The organism is Kribbella sp. ALI-6-A (assembly GCF_001984195.1).
GTDB lineage: Bacteria > Actinomycetota > Actinomycetes > Propionibacteriales > Kribbellaceae > Kribbella.
Window position 1 is genome coordinate 477,270 of sequence record NZ_MTQN01000009.1, and the last position, 18,049, is coordinate 495,318.

An 18,049-nucleotide genomic window follows, 5' to 3' on the forward strand; every position below is an offset into this window, starting at 1 on the left:
CCGGCGGTCACGTCGAACTCACCCGGTGCCCGACGTCCGCGGTCAGCCGGACCGTCGCCCGGTCGTCGCCGCGGCGTACCACGCGTTCCTGGTCCCGATCGGCCGTCAGCACCGCCTCCACGCCGTACGGCGACCAGGTGATGTCGACGGTGACGCCTCCGCGCGCCCTCAGACCGGTCACCCGGCCGCTCGGCCACTGCGCCGGCAGAGCGGGCAACAGCTCGATCTCCCCGGTGTGGCTCTGCAGCAACATCTCCGCGATGCCCGCGGTCGCCCCGAAGTTGCCGTCGATCTGGAACGGCGGGTGCGCGCAGAACAGGTTCGGGTACACGCCCGCGCCGCTGCCCGGGCGACCGGTCGCGGAGTCGTCGGCGGGTCTGAGGAACACCGTGACGAGTCGGTGCGCCGCTTCGGCGTCGCGCAGCCGCGCGCGCAGGTTGATCTTCCACGCCAGCGACCAGCCCGTGGCCTCGTCCCCTCGCAGGTCGAGCGTCCGGGCGGCCGCGGCGGCCAGGTCAGGCGTCCCGTCGGGTGTGATCGCGTCACCGGGGTGAAGGCCGATCAGGTGGGACATGTGACGGTGGTGCGGATCCTCCTCCGGCAGGTCGGCAGCCCACTCCTGGAGTTGTCCGCGGGCACCGATCGGAGGATCAGGCAACCGTTTGCGGGCGGTGGACAACTCGGCGACGAGGGGATCGACGACGTCGAGCAGCCCGGCGGCCTGCTCGACCCGCTGGAAGAGGTCGGCGATGAGCGACAGGTCCATCGTCGCCGACTCGGTGACCGAGGCGGGCCGGCCGTCCGGCGCGATGTAGTCGTTCTCCGGCGACGTCGACGGCGCCGTACCGAGACTGCCGTCCGGCCTTTCGACCAGCCAGTCCAGGCAGAACTCGGCCGCTCCCCGCAGCGTTCGCCACGACCTGCCGAGGAACTCCAGATCGCCGGTGAACGCGTAGTGGTCCCACAGGTGACGGCTCAGCCAGGCACCGGCCATCGGCCAGTTCGACCAGCGCGGGTCGCCTTCGACCGGGAGCGACCAGCACCAGGCGTCGGCGTTGTGGTGCGCGGTCCAGCCACCGCACCCGTAGCGCTCCCTGGCGGTTCGGCGGCCGGCCTGCGCGAGATCGCCGATGTACCGCAGCAGCGGCTCGTGACACTCGGACAGGTTGGTGGTCTCCGCGGGCCAGTAGTTCATCTCGGTGTTGATGTTCACCGTGTAGTTCGAGCTCCACGGCGGCCGCGGAATGTCGTTCCAGATGCCCTGCAAGGTGGTCGGCAGACCGCCGGGTCGCGAGCCCGCCACCATCAGGTAGCGGCCGTAGTTGAACACCAGCGCCGCCAGCCCGGGATCCTCGGCGTCGACCGCTCGCGCGACCCGCTGATCGGTCGGCACCTCGGACAGCTCCGCCGGACCGGCCAGCTCGAGCGAGCCGCGACGAAACAGCCGCCGGTGATCCTCCTGATGGGCAGCTTTGAGCGCGCCGTAGTCACGATCGATGGACGCGAGCACGACCTGGTCAGCCGCGAGCAGGCACTGCTCCGCGGTCCGGGTCGGTGCCGAGAACGGACCGTCGTACCCGGTGGCGGTCGCCAGCAGCAGGGTGATCTCGGTAGCCCCCTCGACCACGAGCTCGGACTCCGTCGCGTCGACCTCCCCGTCGCTGGTCGCCCGCAAGGCGATCGCGGCCTCCATCCCCCGATCGGCACCGTCGGAGTACCGGACCGGCTCCGGTACGTCGCGATGCGGTGGCGCGACCTCGGCCGGTGCCTGCAGCAACAAACCCAGCCCGCCGTCCACTGCCTGGAGGCGCGACTGCAACTGTGAGGTCAGCCTGCACGTCAAGCCCAGAACGGGCTCCGACGCGGTCATCCGATGAACCAGTACGCCGTCCGGCGCGCTGACAAAGGTCTCCTGCCGGACCGCCACTCCCCCGACCTCGTACTGCGACCAGGCCACCGCGGCATCGAGATCGAGTTCGCGCCGGTACTGCGTGACGTCGGCGGGGGACGGCATGACGCCGTTGATCCGGCTCTCCAGCAGCAGGTCGCCCAGCGGCAGGTAGGCCTGGCAGTAGCCGGAGTGGAATCCGCGGGCCAACTCGTGCGCCCTGCGGAGGTCACCCGCCCGCATCGCGTCCCGAACCGCCTGCACCGCCTCACCGCCGGTCGCGCCGAGCGGAGTCGCCAGTAATCGCGCGGTCTCCGGGCCACCCGACCACAGCGTTTCGTCGTTCAGCCCGATCCGATCGCTGCCGACGCCGCCGAAACACATCGCGCCGATCCGGCCGTTGCCGAGCGGCAGCGCTTCCAGCCACGAGGCCGCAGGCCGGTCGTACCACAACCGCTGCGCGCCGACGCGGTCCGAGCTCACCAGGTTGCCCATACCGAAACCCTCCGTCTGGCGACGAGGTATTGATCCCATGATTTTCCGGGATCGTAGCGCCAGGTCCTCCTGTGGTCCATACTGAACGACACTTGGATTGAGCAAAGATCCCATCTATTACTGAGCTGAGGGCCCGCCATGCCACACATCACCTCGGTCGAGGTCGTTGACGTCCGCTTCCCCACCTCGCTGAACAGCGACGGATCCGACGCGATGAACAAGGACGGCGATCACTCGGCGGCCTACGTCGTCCTGCACACCGACGACCCGGCGCTGTCCGGGCACGGCTTCACCTTCACGATCGGGCGCGGCAACGACCTGTGCGTGGCCGCCGCCGTCCAACGCGCACGGCCCCTGATCGGGCGGGACGTCGACGAGCTGTGCGAGCACCTCGGCGGGACCTATCGGGAACTGCAGTCGGACAGCCAATTGCGGTGGCTCGGCCCGGACAAGGGCGTCATCCACCTCGCGCTGGCCGCGGTGATGAACGCCGTCTGGGATCTCGCGGCCCGGCGGGCCGGCGTCCCGCTGTGGCGGTTGCTGTCCGACATGTCGCCGGAGGAGTTGGTCGACGCCGCGGATCTGCGCTACCTGAGCGACGTGCTGACCCCCGAGCAGGCCGTCACCCTGCTCGACCGGCAAGTTGGGAGCCGAAAGCAACGAATCGAGCAGCTCGCGGAGTCCGGCTACCCCTGCTACACGACGTCGGCCGGCTGGCTCGGCTACTCCGACGAGAAGCTTCGTCGGCTGTGCGAAGAAGCCGTTGCCGCCGGCTACAAGCACGTGAAGCTCAAGGTGGGCGCGGATCTGTTGGACGACATCCGGCGCTGCGGGATCGCGCGGGACGTTCTCGGGCCCGAGGGCAACCTGATGATCGACGCGAACCAGGTGTGGGACGTGCCGGAGGCGATCGAGTGGGTGAAGGCGCTGGCGGAGTTCGAGCCGTTGTGGATCGAGGAGCCGACCAGTCCCGACGACGTCCTTGGGCACGCCGCGATCCGCAAGGCCGTCGCACCCATCGGTGTCGCCACCGGCGAGCACGGGATGAATCGCGTGCTCTTCAAGCAACTGTTCCAGGCAGGCGCCATCGACTACTGCCAGCTCGACGCGGCCCGCCTCGGCAGCGTCAACGAGGTGCTCGCGGTCTACCTGCTCGCCGCCTGGTTCGACGTACCGGTCTGCCCGCACGCCGGCGGGGTGGGCCTGTGCGAGCTGGTCCAGCACCTCGCGGTGTTCGACTACGTCGCGGTGTCCGGCAGCCTCGACCGGCGGGTCACCGAGTACGTCGACCACCTGCACGAACACTTCGTCGACCCCTGCGTCGTCCGCGACGGCGCGTACGTGCTGCCGACCGCCCCCGGCTACAGTGCCGAGATGCACAGGGAGTCACTTCAGACCTACCGGTTTCCGGACGGTACCTACTGGGCTGCACGCGCGGAACGGGATCCGCTCCCGTGACCGGCAAACCGGCCGACAAAGCGCGCAAACCGGGCGTGTCCCAGACCGATGTCGTGGTCCAGAGCGTCCGGCAGATGATCATCGACGGCCGGCTGCGCTCGGGCGACCGGCTGCCGATCGAGAAGGAGCTCGCGGCGGCGCTGGGGGTGTCCAGGAACGCCCTGCGTGAAGGGGTTCGCGCGCTGTCGATGATGGGCGTGCTGGAGACCCGGCAGGGTGACGGCACCTACGTCACCACGCTGGACCCGTCGATGCTGCTGGCCCCGATGGGTTTCGTCGTCGACCTGCAGGACGGCACCGGCACCCACCACCTGCACGCCGTCCGGCGGATGCTGGAGACCGAGGCGGCCGCCTCCGCGGCGCGGCAGATCGAGCCGGCCGAGCTCGACGCGGCCGCCGAGCTGCTGCGCCTCAACGAGGCCGAACTGCGGCGGGCGGATCCGAACCACGAAGCCGTGATCGAGAACGACATCGCCTTCCACGCCATCATCGCCGACGCGGCCCGCAATCCCGTCCTGGCAGCGCTGATCAACGCGCTCGGCGGACGCACGATGCGCGATCGTCTGCGCCGCTCGATCACCCAGCCAGGCGCCGACGAGACCGCTCACCGCGAACACCTCTCGATCCTGGCCGCACTCACCACCCACGATCCGGACCGGGCCCGCACCCGGATGGCGGCCCACCTGTTCACGGTGGAGGACTACCTGCTCGAGACCCAACGACGTGCACCCGACCCCGAAACGGAACCGGTGGATGAACTCACTGCGCTGGAGCACTCCTGACCTGTCCCTGACCTTCGCCCTCGACGACGGCCCGGTGCGGTTGACCGCCGTACGACCGGCCGCGCAGCCGCCGGCCGATGCTCCGGATCTCGATCAACCGCTCGTCGAGGTCACGGCCCTCGGCCACGGGCTCTCGCCGAGCACCAGCAGGCATGTCGACACGGTGCTCGGCAAACGGCTGCGCCACGTGAGCCATGAGGTCTCCGACGCAACGCTGCGCATCGTCCAGGAGGACGCCGAGACGGGGCTGCGCGTCACCAGCGTCTTCGACGCCGGCGCCGGCGTCCGTGCCTGGTCCGAAGCGTCGCTGACCGGTCCGGGCGCGCTCGAGCTCACGTTCCTGTCGTCGCTGGTCGTCGGCCTCGCGTCGGTCGACGCCGACCTGCACTGCGCGGCGAACAGCTGGATGGCCGAAAGCCGATGGTCGGTCCGAGCGTTGCGCGCCGAGGCGCTGGCGCCGATCGTGAGTGAGGGGCATCGTCCGGTCGCCAGGAGCCGGTACGCGGTGACCAGCCTCGGTTCGTGGTCCAGTGGCGAGTGGCTGCCGGTCGGCGTACTGGTCGATCGGGAGGTGCCGTCCGCGCTCGGATGGCAGATCGAGCACAACGGGCCTTGGCACTACGAGCTGGGCGAGACCAGGCGCGGCGGTTACCTGTTGCTGAGCGGCCCGACCGATCAGGAGCACCAATGGAGTGCGGAGGTCACCGCCGACAGACCGTTCACCACCGTGCCGGTCTCGCTGGTGGCCGGGTCCGACCGGGACAGTGTGTTCGCGGCGCTCACCCGGCAGCGCCGCGCCGTACGACGCCGTCGCCCGATCGACGACCGGAAGCCGGTCGTCTACAACGACTACATGAACACCCTGCTGGGTGACCCGACCACCGACAAGCTCCTGCCGCTGATCGACACGGCCGCGGACGTCGGCGCGGACTACTTCTGCATCGACGCCGGCTGGTACGCCGAGGGCGACTGGTGGAACACGGTCGGCGCCTGGCGCCCGTCGACGACCCGCTTCCCGAACGGGCTGGCCGAGGTCCTGGACCGGATCCGCTCGCGTGGCATGGTGCCCGGCCTCTGGCTCGAACCCGAGGTGATCGGCGTCCGCTCCCCCATCGCCCAGGAATTGCCGGACGACGCCCTCCTCACCCGCCGCGGCGTCCGCGTCGCCGAGTCCGGCCGGTACCTGCTCGACCTGCGCAACGCGGCGGCCCGCGAGCACCTCGACTCCACGGTCGACCGCCTGATCCGCGAGTTCGGCGTCGGGTTCTTCAAGTTCGACAACAACACGATGACCGGCCCGGGCACCGACAAGGGCGGGACCTCACTCGGGCACGGACTGCTGGAGCACAACCGCGCACTGCTCGACTGGCTGGACGGCGTACAGGCTCGGCATCCCGAGCTGCTGATCGAGAACTGTGCCTCCGGCGCGATGCGGATGGACTACGCGATGCTCTCGCGCCTCCATCTCCAGTCGACGTCGGACCAGGAACATCCGTTGCTCTACGCGCCGATCACGGCCGCGGCACCCGCCGCCGTACTCCCGGAACAGGCCGGGCACTGGGCGTACCCGATCAGCGGCAGTACGCGCGAGCAGTTCACCTTCGCGCTCGTCAACGGCATCCCCGGCAGGCTCTACCTGTCCGGACACCTCAACCGGATGACTCCGGCCGAGCTCGACCTCGTCCGCTCCGCACTCTCCGCCCATCGGGCCGTCCTCGAGGATCTCGACTCGCTCGAGCCCGCGTGGCCACTCGGTCTGCCCGCCTGGGACGACGAGTGGATCGCCCTGTGCCTCAACGGCCCCGCCGCGTCGTACCTGACGGTCTGGCATCGCGCTCCCGGCCCCTCGACGATCACACTTCCTCTCCCCCAGGCGGAGATCGAGCCTCACTTCCCCAGCGACCTCGCCGGCTGGAGCTTCAGCCAGACCGGAGACTCCCTGACCGTCACCACTTCCGCGCCCGAGCCGTCCGCCCGTGTGCTCCGGCTGACTCGAACAACCTGACCGAGGGGTCAAGCGGCCTCGGGCGTGCGCTTCTTGGCGAGGCGTTCCGTGTTCGGCCACCTGACGTCGTGCGCCCAGCCGAGCCGTTCGAACCATTTGATCAGCCGGGCGTTGATGTCGATCTGCCCCTTCAGTACGCCGTGCCGCGCGCACGTGGGGTCGGCGTGGTGCAGGTTGTGCCAGGACTCGCCCTGGCTCAGGATCGCCAGCCACCACACGTTGCCGGCCCGGTCGCGGGAGGCGAAGGGCTTGCCGCCGGTGACATGGCAGATCGAGTTGATCGAGAACGTCACGTGGTGCATCAGCGCGATCCGGACCAGCGTGCCCCAGAAGAACCCGGTGGCGGCGCCGTGCCACGACCGGTCCCACAGGCCACCGATCACCGCGGGCGCCAGCAAGGAGATCACCGCCCACGTCCGGAAATGCCGCGAGATCGCCGCCACGTCGCGGTCTTTCAGCAGGTCCGGCGCGTAGTGCTTCGGGTCGGCGCGGTCGTTGCCCCACAGCACCCAGCCGACATGGGCGAAGACGAAGCCCTTGGTCACCGCCCAGGCGCTGGTGCCGTAGCGCCACGGCGAGTGCGGGTCGCCGTCGCGGTCGGAGAACTTGTGGTGCTTGCGGTGGTCGGCGACCCAGCGGATCACGGGTCCTTCGAGCGCCATACTGCCGGCGACGGCCAGGGCCACCTTGAGCCCGCGGTTGGGCTTGAAGGAGCCGTGCGTGAAGCCGCGGTGATAGCCGACGCCGATACCGGTCGTGGTGATCACGTAGAACGCGACCAGCAGCACGACGTCGCGCCAGCCGATCCAGCCGCCCCAGGCGACGTAGATGCCGGGCACCAGCGCGAGCGTGGGCACGACGATGAAGACCCAGATCAACCCGCGCTCGAGCTTGCCGCCGGTGGCCTGGAACTCCTCCGGCGGCGAGTCGTCGATCTCTGCTGCTGAACTCACTGTCCACTCCTGGAATGCTGGGGGGTACCCACCAGGTGCCCCGGTACCCACGGATCCACTCCTTACGGCACCGATGTTCGGGAATAGCCGCGCGTCCGCCGGCGTTGTACCCCGTAGGGCGACGGATCCTGATGTGCCGCACGACGGCATCGGCCGCGCCGCTCACGGCCCCGTGTGTTCTGCCCCGGGCTCCCGATCTGAAGGACTCACTCTTTATGGCACCGTCAAGTGCCCTGCTCGACCGACCGACCACCGCCCGGCCGCAGTCCAAGGGCAGTGACTTCACGCCGTTGCTGCGCGAGATCAAGGACGCCGCGCTCCTGGAACGCCGGACCGGGCGCTACCTGGTCTCCATCGCCGTCAATCTGTTGTGCCTGGCCGCGGTCGTGGCCGGGCTGATCCTGCTCGGCAACTCCTGGCTCGTGCTGCTGCTCGCGATTCCGGCCGCGCTGTTCACCACCCGGGCCGCGTTCTTCGGCCACGACGCCGGCCACCAGCAGATCGGCCGCTCGCGGCGCCTGCACGACGCGCTCGGGCAACTGCACGCGAACCTGCTGCTGGGGATGAGCTACGGCTGGTGGAACGACAAGCACAACCGGCACCACGCCAACCCCAACCACACCGACAAGGACCCCGACGTCGCCGCCGGCGTCCTGGTCTGGACCCTTGACCAGGCCGAAGGCCGCACCGGTCTGCACGGCTGGCTCAGCCGGCACCAGGCCCGCATCTTCTTCCCGCTGCTGACGCTGGAAGGCGTCGCGCTGAAGGTGTCCAGCATCCGCTACCTGCTCGGCCGTCCGCGCCGCGAAGCGTGGCTGGAGCTCGGCCTGATCGCCGCTCACCTGACCATCTACGTCGGTGGGTTGCTGCTGATCATGTCGCCGCAGAAGGCGATCGTGTTCGCGATCCTGCACCACGCCCTGTTCGGGCTACACCTGGGCAGCGTCTTCGCGCCGAACCACAAAGGCATGGAGATGCCCGGCGCCGACACGCACTGGGGCCACCTCGAGAAGCAGGTCCGCACCTCCCGTAACGTCAACGGGCATCCGGTCACCGACTGGATGATGGGCGGCCTGAACTACCAGATCGAGCACCACCTCTTCCCGAACATGCCGCGCGCCAACCTGCGACACGCGCAAGGGGCCGTCCGCGCACACTGCCAGCGGATCGGCGTTCCGTATCTGTCCACCGGCATCGTCACCTCGTACGCACAGGGCCTTCGCCACATGCACGAGGTCGGCCGGGGACTGCGCGAACCCAGTCATTCCTGACCTGTCCGTCGCCGAGTGGGCGTTCCCTCGTCCGGGGGAACGACTTCACTCGCGCGAGGGAAGCGCCCGGCGATCGGCGCACCCACACTGGAGGGCGTGAAAAGCTCGACAGGCCGCGCGGCCGCCTACCTCACCGTCGCCGCGATGGTGCCGTACCTCTCGCTCAAAACCGCCTGGCTGCTCGGCAGCGACCTCGGCGTCGTCCAGGCCGGCCTGATGAGGACCACGCCCTTTGTCGTGGGCAACCTGATCACCGCCGTGATGGAGGTGGTCGGTGCGGTGGTCGCGGTGGCCCTGGTTCACCAGTGGGGACGACGCCTGCCCGCGTGGCTGGTGCTGTTCCCGCTGTGGGTCGCCGGAGGTCTGCTCGCGCCGGTGACGCTCGCAGCCCCGGTCGGCTATCTCGCGGGCACCAGCTCGGTGGCGGACAACCCCATCGACGGCCTGGAGGGCTGGGTGTACGGCGTCGTCTACACCGGCTTCAGCCTGCAGGCCGCCGGGCTGGCGGTCGCTTTCGTGCTGCATGTGCGGGCCCGATGGGGACACGTCTTCCGCGCTCGCCTCGACGCCACGCGGTCACCGAGCACGCTCCAGGTGCGGCTGATCGCTGCACTCGGTGCGCTGGTCGTCCTGGTCGCCGCTGCCCGCCTGTTCTGGGCCTTCGGCGGACCGACCGGACTGGCCAGTGAGGTGGTCGCCGGCCGGAGCACCGCCCAGCGCGCGTTGGACTTTTCGTCGGCAAGCCTGGCGCTCGCAGGACTGCTCGGACTGATCGTCCTCGTCCATCGCCGGCCGCGCGCGGTCCGGCTCTGGGTGCCGCTGGCGGCCGCTGGGCTCGGTACGGGCGCGATGTTCTGCTCCGGCGGCTACCAACTCACCCTCGTGCTCGCCCCCGGTACGCCGTTCGACGCGGCCGGCGGTGGCTGGTTCGGCGCGACCATCGCCGCCCAGGTGGTGGCCGGCCTCCTGGGCGCGATGATCCTGTCCACGGTTCGTGATCAGCTGGTCGTCAGGACGAAGTTCGCCGACACCTGCCAGCTGAGCGGGCGACCGCCGTACGAGAAGGCGGGCACCAGGTAGCGGTAGGCGAAGCGGCCGCGCTGCGTGGCGGTGAAGGTGTACGTGCCGACACCGTTGCTGGTCGAGACCCACTTCAGGTCGCGCCAGGCCTGGCCGTCCCAGCGCTGCAGCGTGGTCCGGACGTTCGCGGGCGGCGCGAGCGTCACCCGGGTCGTCACGCGCTGGCTGTACGTCACAGTGGAGTCCGTGAAGCTGCCGCGGACACTCGGTCGGGTCAGCGTCGTCGAGGCGCCGCTGATCACGCCGAGCCCCAGGCTCCCGCTGCCGAACTGGTCCGGTACGGCGACCCGGTACTGCCGCGTCCCCCACGCGACCGGCGCGAACCGGAACGTGCCGGTGGCCGTGCTCTGGACGACGCCCACGACGTACCAGGGCGCGGCGGCGTCGGCTCGCGCATGCAGCACGACCGGGCGCGACGGTTCGGCGACGTCCTCCGCCCAGCAAAGACCGGCACCACACAGACGGGTGGACCGCTGGAGCTGCCCGGTGATCACCGTCGGCTGTCCGTACGTCGTCGCGGCCGGGACGGTGAGGCTCCGGAATCGTTCGGTGTCGACGTCGACGCCCGCCGCGGCGTACGAGTCGGACCACTCGTTGTAGTCGCGCACGCTGACCGAGATCGGCGCCGCTTGCGTTGGGGTGAACGTGGCCGACGTCGCGGTCCCTGCGTCGACCATCAGGTCCCAGATGGAGACCTTGGCCAGACTCGCGTACACCTGGAACCGGTGGGGGCCTGGCGTGAGGTCGAGCGGATCGCCCGGATTGGGATCCACCGGTTCGGCGCCGGCGTGCCACTTCATCGTGAACTGGTTCCTTGCCGCCGCGGTCAGCGAGTCGACGACAGGCGTGCCGCGCAGCAACGTGTCGAAGGCCGTCGACACCCCGGCCGGACTCGTCGATTCGTTGCCCCCGACATACACCGCGACCCTGACCATGGGCGCCGTGTCGAATTGGGAGACCGGCAGATCCACCTGGTTGCCCGCGGAAGCGGGAACCGAGGTCAGCCAACCGAGGCCGCCCGCGTACTGCGGGAACACCCGGTTGGGCACCGAGCCTGTCTCGCTCCACGTCACTCGGACGTGGGTGTGCGCGGTGTTGGCCCACGCCACCATCACATTGCTCGGCGCCGGGTCGGCCGCGTGAGCCGGACTCACCAGCCCGACCGTCATCAGCAGCCCCAAGGCCGCAGTCACCACACCTGTTCGCACAGGAACCACCCACTCTCGCCTGCTTGATGCACCCAGGAGAGCGGAAGTTGCCTGCTCAGGCCCTCCTGCTCCGCGGGCAACGCGACGGGGGCTGAATCCGTTGAGCGCGCATCTTCGATCGTGTTTGCTTTCGGCACCGAACTGTCGGTACCGCTGGTGCCGGCTTGGCTGTTACAGGGAGTTCACCATGCAGGACGGTGTCGTCGATCCCGGTGCCCACAATCGGGAAGCCTGGGACAGGCTTGTCCAGGAGGGCAACGAGTGGTCGAGGCCGGTGAGTACTGAGGAGGTCGTGCGCGCCCGCGGGGGCGACTGGTCGATCGTTCTCATCGGGCATGAGCCGGTCGACCGCTCCTGGCTACCGACGGACCTGACCGGCAAGGACGTGTTGTGCCTGGCCTCCGGCGACGCGGCGTTCGATGTTGTGTTCCACCCGGTGTCGAACTTGTTCGCACCCGACCTGGCACCGGTCTGGCGTGAGTGCTTCCGCGTCCTGCGATCGGGCGGGACTCTGCTCGCGGGTTTCCTCAACCCCGATGTGTACTTGTTCGACCACGAGGCCCTCGACGAACGCGGCGAGCTGATCGTCGTGCACAAGCTGCCCTACAGCGACGTCACGCAGTACTCCGCCGAGGAACGCGCCACGAAGTTCGGCGCGGAGGCCCCTCTCGAGTACAGCCACACCCTCACCGACCAGATCGGCGGGCAACTCGCCGCGGGGTTCGTCCTCACCGGCTTCGCCGAAGCACCGCACCACTCCAACGCATCCGCCGACTACCTGTCGCACTATTTCGCGACCCGGGCGGTCAAGCCAGGCTGACCCCGCCACGGCGCCGGGGTAAAACCAGAAGGGTTCTTCGCGAAGAACTCTTCTGGGTTAGGCTACGACTCATGAGTGATCAGTCGCCAGCGGGCGACATCGTTTTGGATGTGGCTGCTTTGCGGGTGCTTGCTCACCCGATGCGGCTGACTTTGCTGGAGCACCTGCGGCAGCGTGGTCCTGCGACGGCGCGACAGCTCGCGGAGCACTACGAGATCGACTCTGGCGCAGCGAGCTACCACCTGCGGCAGTTGGCAGACGGGGGTCTGATCGAGGAGGACACTCAGCGTGGCACCAGGCGCGATCGGTGGTGGCAGGCTCGGCATCGGTCATCAGTGCACGATCCCGCAAGCGGTGGACCTGACGAGCGAGAGGACAGTCGCGGTTACCTGCATGCGGTGCTGCTCGCGTACAGCGAGCAGCTGCGACGGTTGGCGTACACCGCACCGCTGCTGCCCGACGAGTGGTATGAGGCGTCAACGTTCAGCAACTACACACTGCGATTGACCCCGGCCGAACTCAACGAACTGAAGTCAGAGCTGGCTGCGGTAGTCAACAAGTACCGCCACCGCGAGAACGAAGCTGGAACGCCAGTGGCCGTCCAGCTCCACGGGTTTCCACTGCTCGAGCCCGACGATGGCGCATAGCGGCACAACGCCGACGGCTGCCTACCGGGACAGCAATGTTCTGCGCTGGGCGACGGCGTACGCCGCATCGGTCAGCGGCGACGTCGTCTTCTTTCTGACCTTATCCTGGGCGGTGACCCGGGTTGCCGGGCCGGCGCAGGTCGGCGCGGTGCTGGCCGTCGGAGCCATTCCCCGGGCGCTGTTGATGCTGGTCGGTGGAGTGATCGCCGACCGGTACGGGCCGCGCCGAGTGGTGATTGGCAGCGACTTCGCCCGCTGCGTGATCATCGCCTGCGCTGCCGCGCTGATGCAGTTCACCGCGGGCGGGCTGCCCATGCTGTACGCCGTCGCGTTCGTCTTCGGCGTGATCGACGCGCTGTTCATGCCTGCCGTGGGGGCTCTGGCGGGCCAACTCACCGATCCAGGACAACTCGGCCGGGTGCAAGGACTGCGGGTGCTCGCGGTCCGGGTCAGCAACGCGGTCGGTCCCATGATCGCCGCGATCGTGTTGACCGCCGCCGGAGTCGCCGCAGGCTTCGGTCTGGCCGGGCTGCTGTTCACCCTGTCCTTCGGTCTCCTCCTTGCCGTCCGCCTGAACCGGGGACGGACCGCCGAGCGTTCGACCGGCTCACCGTTGGACGATCTGCGGGACGGGGTGCGGTACCTACGGAGAAACCGGCGACTGGCCCGCCTCGTCGTGGTGGTCGGGCTGAGCGAGCTGTGCTTCAGCGGTCCGTTAGGAATTGGCCTGGTCCTACTGACCGCCGAACGGCATTGGGGTCCGGCCATCCTCGGCTGGGCCCTGAGCGTGTTCAGCATCGGAGGTGCAGCCACCGGAATCCTGCTCACCGCTCTGCCTCGCGTCCCGCGAGCGGGGGTCGCGCTCGTGGGCGCCCTGACAGCTACCGCCGTACTGGTCGGCGCCCTGGGCCAGGTCACCACGGCCGGCGCCCTGATCGTCGGTTCCGCCGCGCTCGGAACGATCAGCGGCGCGGCGATGGCCATCGGCAACGCCTTACTCCAACGCACGACCGAACCTCGGTATCTCGGCAGGGTCGGCTCGGTGACTTCCCTGTGCACCCTCGGCCTGAGCCCCCTGCTCTACCCGCTCACCGGCCTGATCGCGGCTGCGTGGGGAACAGGCGTCTTCTTCGCCGGATGCGCCTCGGTGTGCCTGCTGGCCGCGATCACCGCCGCGACGGCCAAAGCAATCCGCGACTCCGAACTCTGATGCCACCGCCGACATAAACGACTCCGGATCGAAGAGATGACCAGCAACGCCACCGCGCGCCTGGCCGAAGCCAAGGACCGGGCATGGCTCGGCGAGGTCGCCGCCTTGGAGGAATCGCTGAAGCACCTGCGCCAGCGCCGCGCCGAAGCCGAGCAGCAGCTTCCCATCAGCGGGGACCAGCCGGTGGGGTGATCAGCTGCCAGGCAGCGTATCGACGTCGCCGGGCCTGAGGTCGGCGCGGTGGCGGACCAGACGCAGCGGGTGGCGGTAGTGGCCGGCTTGCAGGGCAGCGTCGGCGGCGACCTCGACGACGACCTTCGGCTGCACCTTGACGATCGGGGTCTTGCTGCCCTTGCCCCAGTGGGTGGCGATCTGGTCGGGCCACGGATGCCTGACACCGGCCGGCTTGAGCAGGTTGGCGATCGCGGCGGCTTGACCTTCAGCCACTCGCGTCGCCCGGGCAGGTACCGGCTGGAGGCGCCTTTCACCACGAGACCTTCGACGCCGCTGGCCTTGAACGCTTCCAGCCACTCTTTCGCCTCGCTGGCATCGGCGGTCACCGGAGAGAGCTGCAGCGGCGGGGTCCAACCCTCGGCGAGAGCTTCCAGCCGGGCACGGCGGGCGGTCCAGCGCATCGGGCGTACGTCGACGCTGTCGACGACCAGGATGTCGAAGGCAACGAACGAGGCCGGCTGGGCGGGCGCGAGACGCCGCCGCACCGTGGCGGCGGTGTTGGCCATCCGCTGCTGCAGCGCGTCGAAGTCGAGCCGTTCGCCGGTCCACACGACCAGTTCGCCGTCGAGTACACAGTCGACCTTCACCTGGGCAGCCAGTGCGGCCTGGACGTCGGGGAACTTCGCGGTGAAGTCGTTGCCGTTGCGCGACCACAGCACCTGTCCGCCGCGGCAGACCGCGCCGACGCGGCTAGTTGACTGAACTCTTCAGTACGCGCGTGTGCCCTAATCGCTGGCCACGTAGCGCGCCGACCAAGAAGCAGTTGCTGAAGTGGATCAAGGGGGAGGCTGATCGAGATCAGAGCGGGCCCTGTCGTCACGGCCCGCTCCTCAGCAGCCGTCGAGAGTTACTGCCGATCTCGTCTGCTGCGGATGACGCCACCATCCGAGGTCCGGAGGGATGTCACTGGGATTGGGCCGCGGTGGAGAACATGGGGGATATCAGCCCAGGGCAGGATCGGTTCGGTGGGTGTCAGAGTGCGCAGGCGCTCGAGCGCCTGCGCCGAAGGGACAGCCAGTGCGGCTGCGGCCTCCGGGGTGAAGGGCAAATAGTCGTCGGCTGGCTGCGGCTGAAAGAGCGGATCGTGCCGCTTGAGCAGAATGCAGGTCCGTTCGGGCGAGAGTAGCTCCGCATCGATGGTCCAGTAGTCGGGCTGTCCGCTGACCCGGCCCGCCTCGCGGAGGGCGTCGAAGATCAGAGTCGGGTGGACGGGTGAGAAGAACAGCACGTCGGCCCATCGGCACCCAAGCGGATGTACTGGATGGTCCATCACGTGGGGTCGCCGGGCGTACTTCAAACGCTCTCGATCGTAGAGGGCCGGGTAGCGGTGCCGGATCAGGTTCAATGGCAGGAGATCGTCACCCAGAAGGTTCTGGACCGCTGCCTTGTACAGAAGTATGGGCATACAAAAATTCTCCGACGCGGAGAGATCCGCTCGGAGAAGGAGTTGCAGTTTATCCGGTCGCGCACCGTCCTACAAGGCGTCCCGCAGGTCGATGGTTCAGTGAAGGTAGCCGTCCCACTGCAATTCATAGCGGGATCCGCCTGGCATTCCATGCTTGCCCGGCAGTTGCTCGACGGCCTTGGCGAGTTCGAGCTGGACCGGCCCGGTGAGTTCGGGCGACAAGTTGCCCATAGCCACAGTGTGGCCCCGGCGGCCCAGCTTGGTCCCGCTCGGATGGATGACAGCCGAGCAACAGCCTTGGTCGAGGTCTCGGGCGCCAGGACTTCGTCACGGCTGCTCAGCTGCGTCGTTGGTGGCGGCGATGGCGCTGACGGCACTGGCGATGATGCTGCTGATGGTGTCGGGCGCGGTTTCGGGTGAGGGGCAGCCGGCGTCGAGCCAGGCGATGACGGCTTCGACGGCGATCGTGGGGATCGGGTCAGCAGCGCCTGATCCGGCGGGTTGACGCAGATCGCGGATCTACCGCCACATTGTCGTATCCGTGGTGGCGCCGATCGTCTCCCCTGTAAACCCACCAAACCGGGAGGCACCATGCAACCCACCCTCAATGTGCTCGACATCGTGGTCACAGACCTCGGCGCCGCGATCGGCTTCTACCGGCTTCTCGGGCTGGAGTTCGTCCGTGACCAGTACATGCCCGACGACCACGCCGGCTGTGACCTGCCCAACGGGCTGCACCTGATGCTCGACACCGACGAGCTGCGCACGAAGACCACCGCGCACTGGATCCCGCCCGCCAACGGCCGGACTTTCCTCGCCTTCGAGCTCGGAAGCCCGGCCGACGTCGACGCCAAGTACGCCGAACTGACCGCGGCCGGAGTCACCGGGCTGCAAGAGCCCTTCGACGCTCCCTGGGGCATGCGCTACGCCACCGTCGCCGACCCGTCCGGCAACGGCGTCGACCTGTACGCCAACCTGCCCGCCGATCCGACACACTGAAGGCCAGGAGGTCACCTCATGAAGTACGTACTGATGTTCGTCGAGACCGAACAGTTCGCCAAAGACCTCGCGGCGATGAGCGCCGACGAGCGCGAGCGGGCCTACCAGCGGGTCAACCAGTGGTTCCTCGACCACTCCGACAAGATCCGCGGCGGCCACAAACTCCAGGGACCCCACACCGCCACCACCCTGCGCCTCGACGGACCCACCCCGGTCACCACCGACGGGCCGTTCATCGAGGGCAAGGAAGTGGTCAGCGGCTTCACCGAAATCGACGTCGCCGACCTCGACGAGGCCCTCCGGATCGCCAAGGAGTGGCCAGGCTGCCCGGTCGTCGAAATCCGCCCAGTGGAGTCATGACCACCACTCCCGCCGCCGACGAACTGGCCCGCGTGGTGCGAGACCACGCGGGCCGGCTCGCGGCATCCCTGGTCTCACTGCTCGGGGACTTCTCCACCGCCGAAGACCTCGTCCAGGACGCCGTCGAGACCGCACTGCGCCGCTGGCCCGTCGAGGGCATCCCCGACCGGCCCGACGCCTGGCTGTTCACCGTCGCCCGACGGCGGGGACTCGACGTACTGCGCCGCCAGCAGAACTACCGCTCCAAGCTCGCCGAACTTCAGTGGCCCCTGCAGCCCGCGCCCGACGACCGGCTGCGACTGATCTTCACCTGCTGCCACCCCGCCTTGGCCCGCGAAGCGCAGATCGCATTGACCCTTCGAGTGGTCTGCGGCCTCACCACCGGCCAGATCGCCGCCGCCTTTCTCACGTCCGAGACAACGCTCGCGCAACGCATCACCCGCGCCAAACGCAAGATCGCCCAGGCTGGAATCCCGTACCGGATCCCCCGCGACGACGAACTCCCAGACCGCCTGGACGAGGTGCTCACCGTCATCTACCTGCTCTTCAACGAGGGCTACCTGTCGAGCAGCAGCGATCGCGCACACTCACGCGACCTGGTGGACGACGCCGAATGGCTCACCGCGCTTCTGGCCGGCCTCCTGCCGGCCGAACCCGAAGTCACCGGACTCCTGGTCCTGATCCGGCTCCATCGCGCCCGCACCGCAGCCAGGTTCAACGACGCCGGTCAACTCGTCCTGCTCCAGGACCAGGACCGCAGTACCTGGGACCACGCCGCGATCACCGCCGCGACCGCGCTGCTCACCCGCACCGCCCGCCGTCACCGCGCCCCCGGCCCGTACCAGGTGCAGGCGGCCATCGCCGCCTGCCACAGCGAGGCCCCCAGCTGGGACGACACCGACTGGGAACAGATCCTCGTCCTGTACGACATGCTGCTGCACCTGCAACCCACCCCTGTCACGCGGCTGCACCGCGCCGTTGCCGTCCGGTACGTCCACAGCGCCGAAGCCGCCCTCACCGAACTCGGCGCCCTGCACCAAGAACTCGACAACTACCCGCTGTACCACGCCACCAACGCTGAACTGCTCCGAGCCGTCGGCGACTCCGAAGGGGCAACCAAAGCCGACCGGCGCGCTCTCGAACTCACAACCAACCCCGCACAGGCCGAAGTGCTGAAAGAGCGACTCGCTGGCGCCGAGCTGACTTGACGAGTTCAGCGAAGGTAGCCGTCCAC

At 68.8% G+C, this 18,049-nt stretch carries 19 protein-coding genes and 1 pseudogene; 13 read left to right on the top strand and 7 right to left on the bottom strand.

The features are described 5' to 3' along the window. Positions 1-7: 7 nt before the first annotated feature. Positions 8-2,383 carry a glycoside hydrolase family 95 protein gene (locus tag BWI15_RS11210; protein ID WP_077014266.1) on the bottom strand — a complete coding sequence of 792 codons (2,376 nt, stop codon included), beginning with the start codon at positions 2,381-2,383 and terminating at the stop codon, positions 8-10. 138 nt (positions 2,384-2,521) lie between these two features. Here BWI15_RS11210 and BWI15_RS11215 point away from each other — a divergent pair, with 138 nt between their 5' ends. From BWI15_RS11215 to BWI15_RS11225, 3 genes are read left to right on the top strand one after another with little or no spacing between them, the layout of a single operon-like run. Further along, a complete protein-coding gene (locus tag BWI15_RS11215; RefSeq protein ID WP_077014267.1) occupies positions 2,522-3,841 on the top strand; it encodes an L-fuconate dehydratase in 1,320 nt (439 codons plus the stop codon). Next, on the top strand, positions 3,838-4,623 hold the full coding sequence (locus tag BWI15_RS11220; protein ID WP_202817617.1) for a FadR/GntR family transcriptional regulator: 786 nt from the start codon (positions 3,838-3,840) through the stop codon (positions 4,621-4,623). The genes BWI15_RS11215 and BWI15_RS11220 overlap by 4 nt, the downstream gene beginning before the upstream one ends. Further along, complete coding sequence (locus BWI15_RS11225; protein WP_077014268.1) at positions 4,595-6,628, top strand: glycoside hydrolase family 36 protein; 2,034 nt, start codon at positions 4,595-4,597, stop codon at positions 6,626-6,628. The genes BWI15_RS11220 and BWI15_RS11225 overlap by 29 nt, the downstream gene beginning before the upstream one ends. A gap of 8 nt (positions 6,629-6,636) precedes the next feature. Here the strand turns inward: BWI15_RS11225 and BWI15_RS11230 are convergent, their stop codons facing one another. After that, the gene (locus tag BWI15_RS11230) at positions 6,637-7,581 is read right to left on the bottom strand and encodes an acyl-CoA desaturase (RefSeq protein ID WP_077014269.1); all 945 of its coding nucleotides are present in this window, start codon (positions 7,579-7,581) and stop codon (positions 6,637-6,639) included. A 215-nt stretch (positions 7,582-7,796) separates the two neighbouring features. Between BWI15_RS11230 and BWI15_RS11235 the strand changes: the two genes are divergently transcribed. Both BWI15_RS11235 and BWI15_RS11240 read left to right on the top strand, forming a co-directional pair. Continuing rightward, positions 7,797-8,852: a fatty acid desaturase family protein gene (locus BWI15_RS11235; protein WP_077014270.1), complete on the top strand. Its 1,056-nt coding sequence runs from the start codon at positions 7,797-7,799 to the stop codon at positions 8,850-8,852. 96 nt (positions 8,853-8,948) lie between these two features. Next, positions 8,949-9,932, top strand: a complete 984-nt coding sequence (locus tag BWI15_RS11240; protein ID WP_077014271.1) for a hypothetical protein — start codon at positions 8,949-8,951, stop codon at positions 9,930-9,932. Here BWI15_RS11240 and BWI15_RS11245 read toward each other — a convergent pair. Next, complete coding sequence (locus BWI15_RS11245; RefSeq protein ID WP_143465491.1) at positions 9,851-11,125, bottom strand: hypothetical protein; 1,275 nt, start codon at positions 11,123-11,125, stop codon at positions 9,851-9,853. The genes BWI15_RS11240 and BWI15_RS11245 overlap by 82 nt on opposite strands. A gap of 289 nt (positions 11,126-11,414) precedes the next feature. Here BWI15_RS11245 and BWI15_RS11250 point away from each other — a divergent pair, with 289 nt between their 5' ends. From BWI15_RS11250 to BWI15_RS39295, 4 genes are all read left to right on the top strand, one after another. After that, on the top strand, positions 11,415-11,960 hold the full coding sequence (locus BWI15_RS11250) for a class I SAM-dependent methyltransferase (protein WP_237771223.1): 546 nt from the start codon (positions 11,415-11,417) through the stop codon (positions 11,958-11,960). Between the two features lie 71 nt (positions 11,961-12,031). Beyond that, positions 12,032-12,607, top strand: coding sequence for a winged helix-turn-helix domain-containing protein (locus BWI15_RS11255; protein ID WP_077014274.1), 576 nt, complete (start codon positions 12,032-12,034; stop codon positions 12,605-12,607). Beyond that, the gene (locus tag BWI15_RS11260) at positions 12,597-13,817 is read left to right on the top strand and encodes an MFS transporter (RefSeq protein ID WP_077014275.1); all 1,221 of its coding nucleotides are present in this window, start codon (positions 12,597-12,599) and stop codon (positions 13,815-13,817) included. Before BWI15_RS11255 ends, BWI15_RS11260 begins: the two co-directional genes overlap by 11 nt. 36 nt (positions 13,818-13,853) lie before the next feature. After that, positions 13,854-14,009, top strand: coding sequence for a hypothetical protein (locus tag BWI15_RS39295; protein WP_168197281.1), 156 nt, complete (start codon positions 13,854-13,856; stop codon positions 14,007-14,009). On the opposite strand, the gene BWI15_RS39300 is transcribed toward BWI15_RS39295, so the two are convergent. The 4 genes and pseudogenes from BWI15_RS39300 to BWI15_RS40445 all read right to left on the bottom strand — a co-directional run bounded on the left by BWI15_RS39300 (position 14,010) and on the right by BWI15_RS40445 (position 15,687). Continuing rightward, positions 14,010-14,264, bottom strand: a complete 255-nt coding sequence (locus BWI15_RS39300) for a hypothetical protein (RefSeq protein ID WP_077014276.1) — start codon at positions 14,262-14,264, stop codon at positions 14,010-14,012. Positions 14,265-14,308: 44 nt separating this feature from the next. Continuing rightward, positions 14,309-14,710, bottom strand: a pseudogene (locus tag BWI15_RS40710) (ATP-dependent DNA ligase); the annotation flags it as partial. Positions 14,711-14,898: 188 nt separating this feature from the next. Next, the gene (locus BWI15_RS11280) at positions 14,899-15,456 is read right to left on the bottom strand and encodes a hypothetical protein (protein WP_077014277.1); all 558 of its coding nucleotides are present in this window, start codon (positions 15,454-15,456) and stop codon (positions 14,899-14,901) included. A gap of 96 nt (positions 15,457-15,552) precedes the next feature. Beyond that, on the bottom strand, positions 15,553-15,687 hold the full coding sequence (locus BWI15_RS40445; RefSeq protein ID WP_269087161.1) for a hypothetical protein: 135 nt from the start codon (positions 15,685-15,687) through the stop codon (positions 15,553-15,555). Positions 15,688-15,817: 130 nt separating this feature from the next. Between BWI15_RS40445 and BWI15_RS39305 the strand changes: the two genes are divergently transcribed. From BWI15_RS39305 to BWI15_RS11295, 4 genes are all read left to right on the top strand, one after another. Continuing rightward, complete coding sequence (locus tag BWI15_RS39305; RefSeq protein ID WP_168197290.1) at positions 15,818-15,961, top strand: hypothetical protein; 144 nt, start codon at positions 15,818-15,820, stop codon at positions 15,959-15,961. Positions 15,962-16,047: 86 nt separating this feature from the next. Beyond that, positions 16,048-16,455, top strand: a complete 408-nt coding sequence (locus tag BWI15_RS11285; protein ID WP_077014278.1) for a VOC family protein — start codon at positions 16,048-16,050, stop codon at positions 16,453-16,455. An 18-nt stretch (positions 16,456-16,473) separates the two neighbouring features. Beyond that, the gene (locus BWI15_RS11290) at positions 16,474-16,815 is read left to right on the top strand and encodes a YciI family protein (RefSeq protein WP_077014279.1); all 342 of its coding nucleotides are present in this window, start codon (positions 16,474-16,476) and stop codon (positions 16,813-16,815) included. After that, entirely contained in the window at positions 16,812-18,023 is a 1,212-nt protein-coding gene (locus tag BWI15_RS11295) for an RNA polymerase sigma factor (protein WP_077014280.1), read from the top strand. The genes BWI15_RS11290 and BWI15_RS11295 overlap by 4 nt, the downstream gene beginning before the upstream one ends. Positions 18,024-18,049: the final 26 nt, after the last annotated feature.

Bases quoted from the DNA above. Each gene is read 5' to 3' on its own strand.
- BWI15_RS11210 (WP_077014266.1), bottom strand. From the start codon at position 2,383: ATGGGCAACCTGGTGAGCTCGGACCGCGTCGGCGCGCAGCGGTTGTGG.
- BWI15_RS11215 (WP_077014267.1), top strand. From the start codon at position 2,522: ATGCCACACATCACCTCGGTCGAGGTCGTTGACGTCCGCTTCCCCACC.
- BWI15_RS11225 (WP_077014268.1), top strand. From the start codon at position 4,595: ATGAACTCACTGCGCTGGAGCACTCCTGACCTGTCCCTGACCTTCGCC.
- BWI15_RS11235 (WP_077014270.1), top strand. From the start codon at position 7,797: ATGGCACCGTCAAGTGCCCTGCTCGACCGACCGACCACCGCCCGGCCG.
- BWI15_RS11255 (WP_077014274.1), top strand. From the start codon at position 12,032: ATGAGTGATCAGTCGCCAGCGGGCGACATCGTTTTGGATGTGGCTGCT.
- BWI15_RS11260 (WP_077014275.1), top strand. From the start codon at position 12,597: ATGGCGCATAGCGGCACAACGCCGACGGCTGCCTACCGGGACAGCAAT.
- BWI15_RS39295 (WP_168197281.1), top strand. From the start codon at position 13,854: ATGACCAGCAACGCCACCGCGCGCCTGGCCGAAGCCAAGGACCGGGCA.
- BWI15_RS11280 (WP_077014277.1), bottom strand. From the start codon at position 15,456: ATGCCCATACTTCTGTACAAGGCAGCGGTCCAGAACCTTCTGGGTGAC.
- BWI15_RS40445 (WP_269087161.1), bottom strand. From the start codon at position 15,687: ATGGGCAACTTGTCGCCCGAACTCACCGGGCCGGTCCAGCTCGAACTC.
- BWI15_RS39305 (WP_168197290.1), top strand. From the start codon at position 15,818: ATGGCGCTGACGGCACTGGCGATGATGCTGCTGATGGTGTCGGGCGCG.
- BWI15_RS11285 (WP_077014278.1), top strand. From the start codon at position 16,048: ATGCAACCCACCCTCAATGTGCTCGACATCGTGGTCACAGACCTCGGC.
- BWI15_RS11290 (WP_077014279.1), top strand. From the start codon at position 16,474: ATGAAGTACGTACTGATGTTCGTCGAGACCGAACAGTTCGCCAAAGAC.
- BWI15_RS11295 (WP_077014280.1), top strand. From the start codon at position 16,812: ATGACCACCACTCCCGCCGCCGACGAACTGGCCCGCGTGGTGCGAGAC.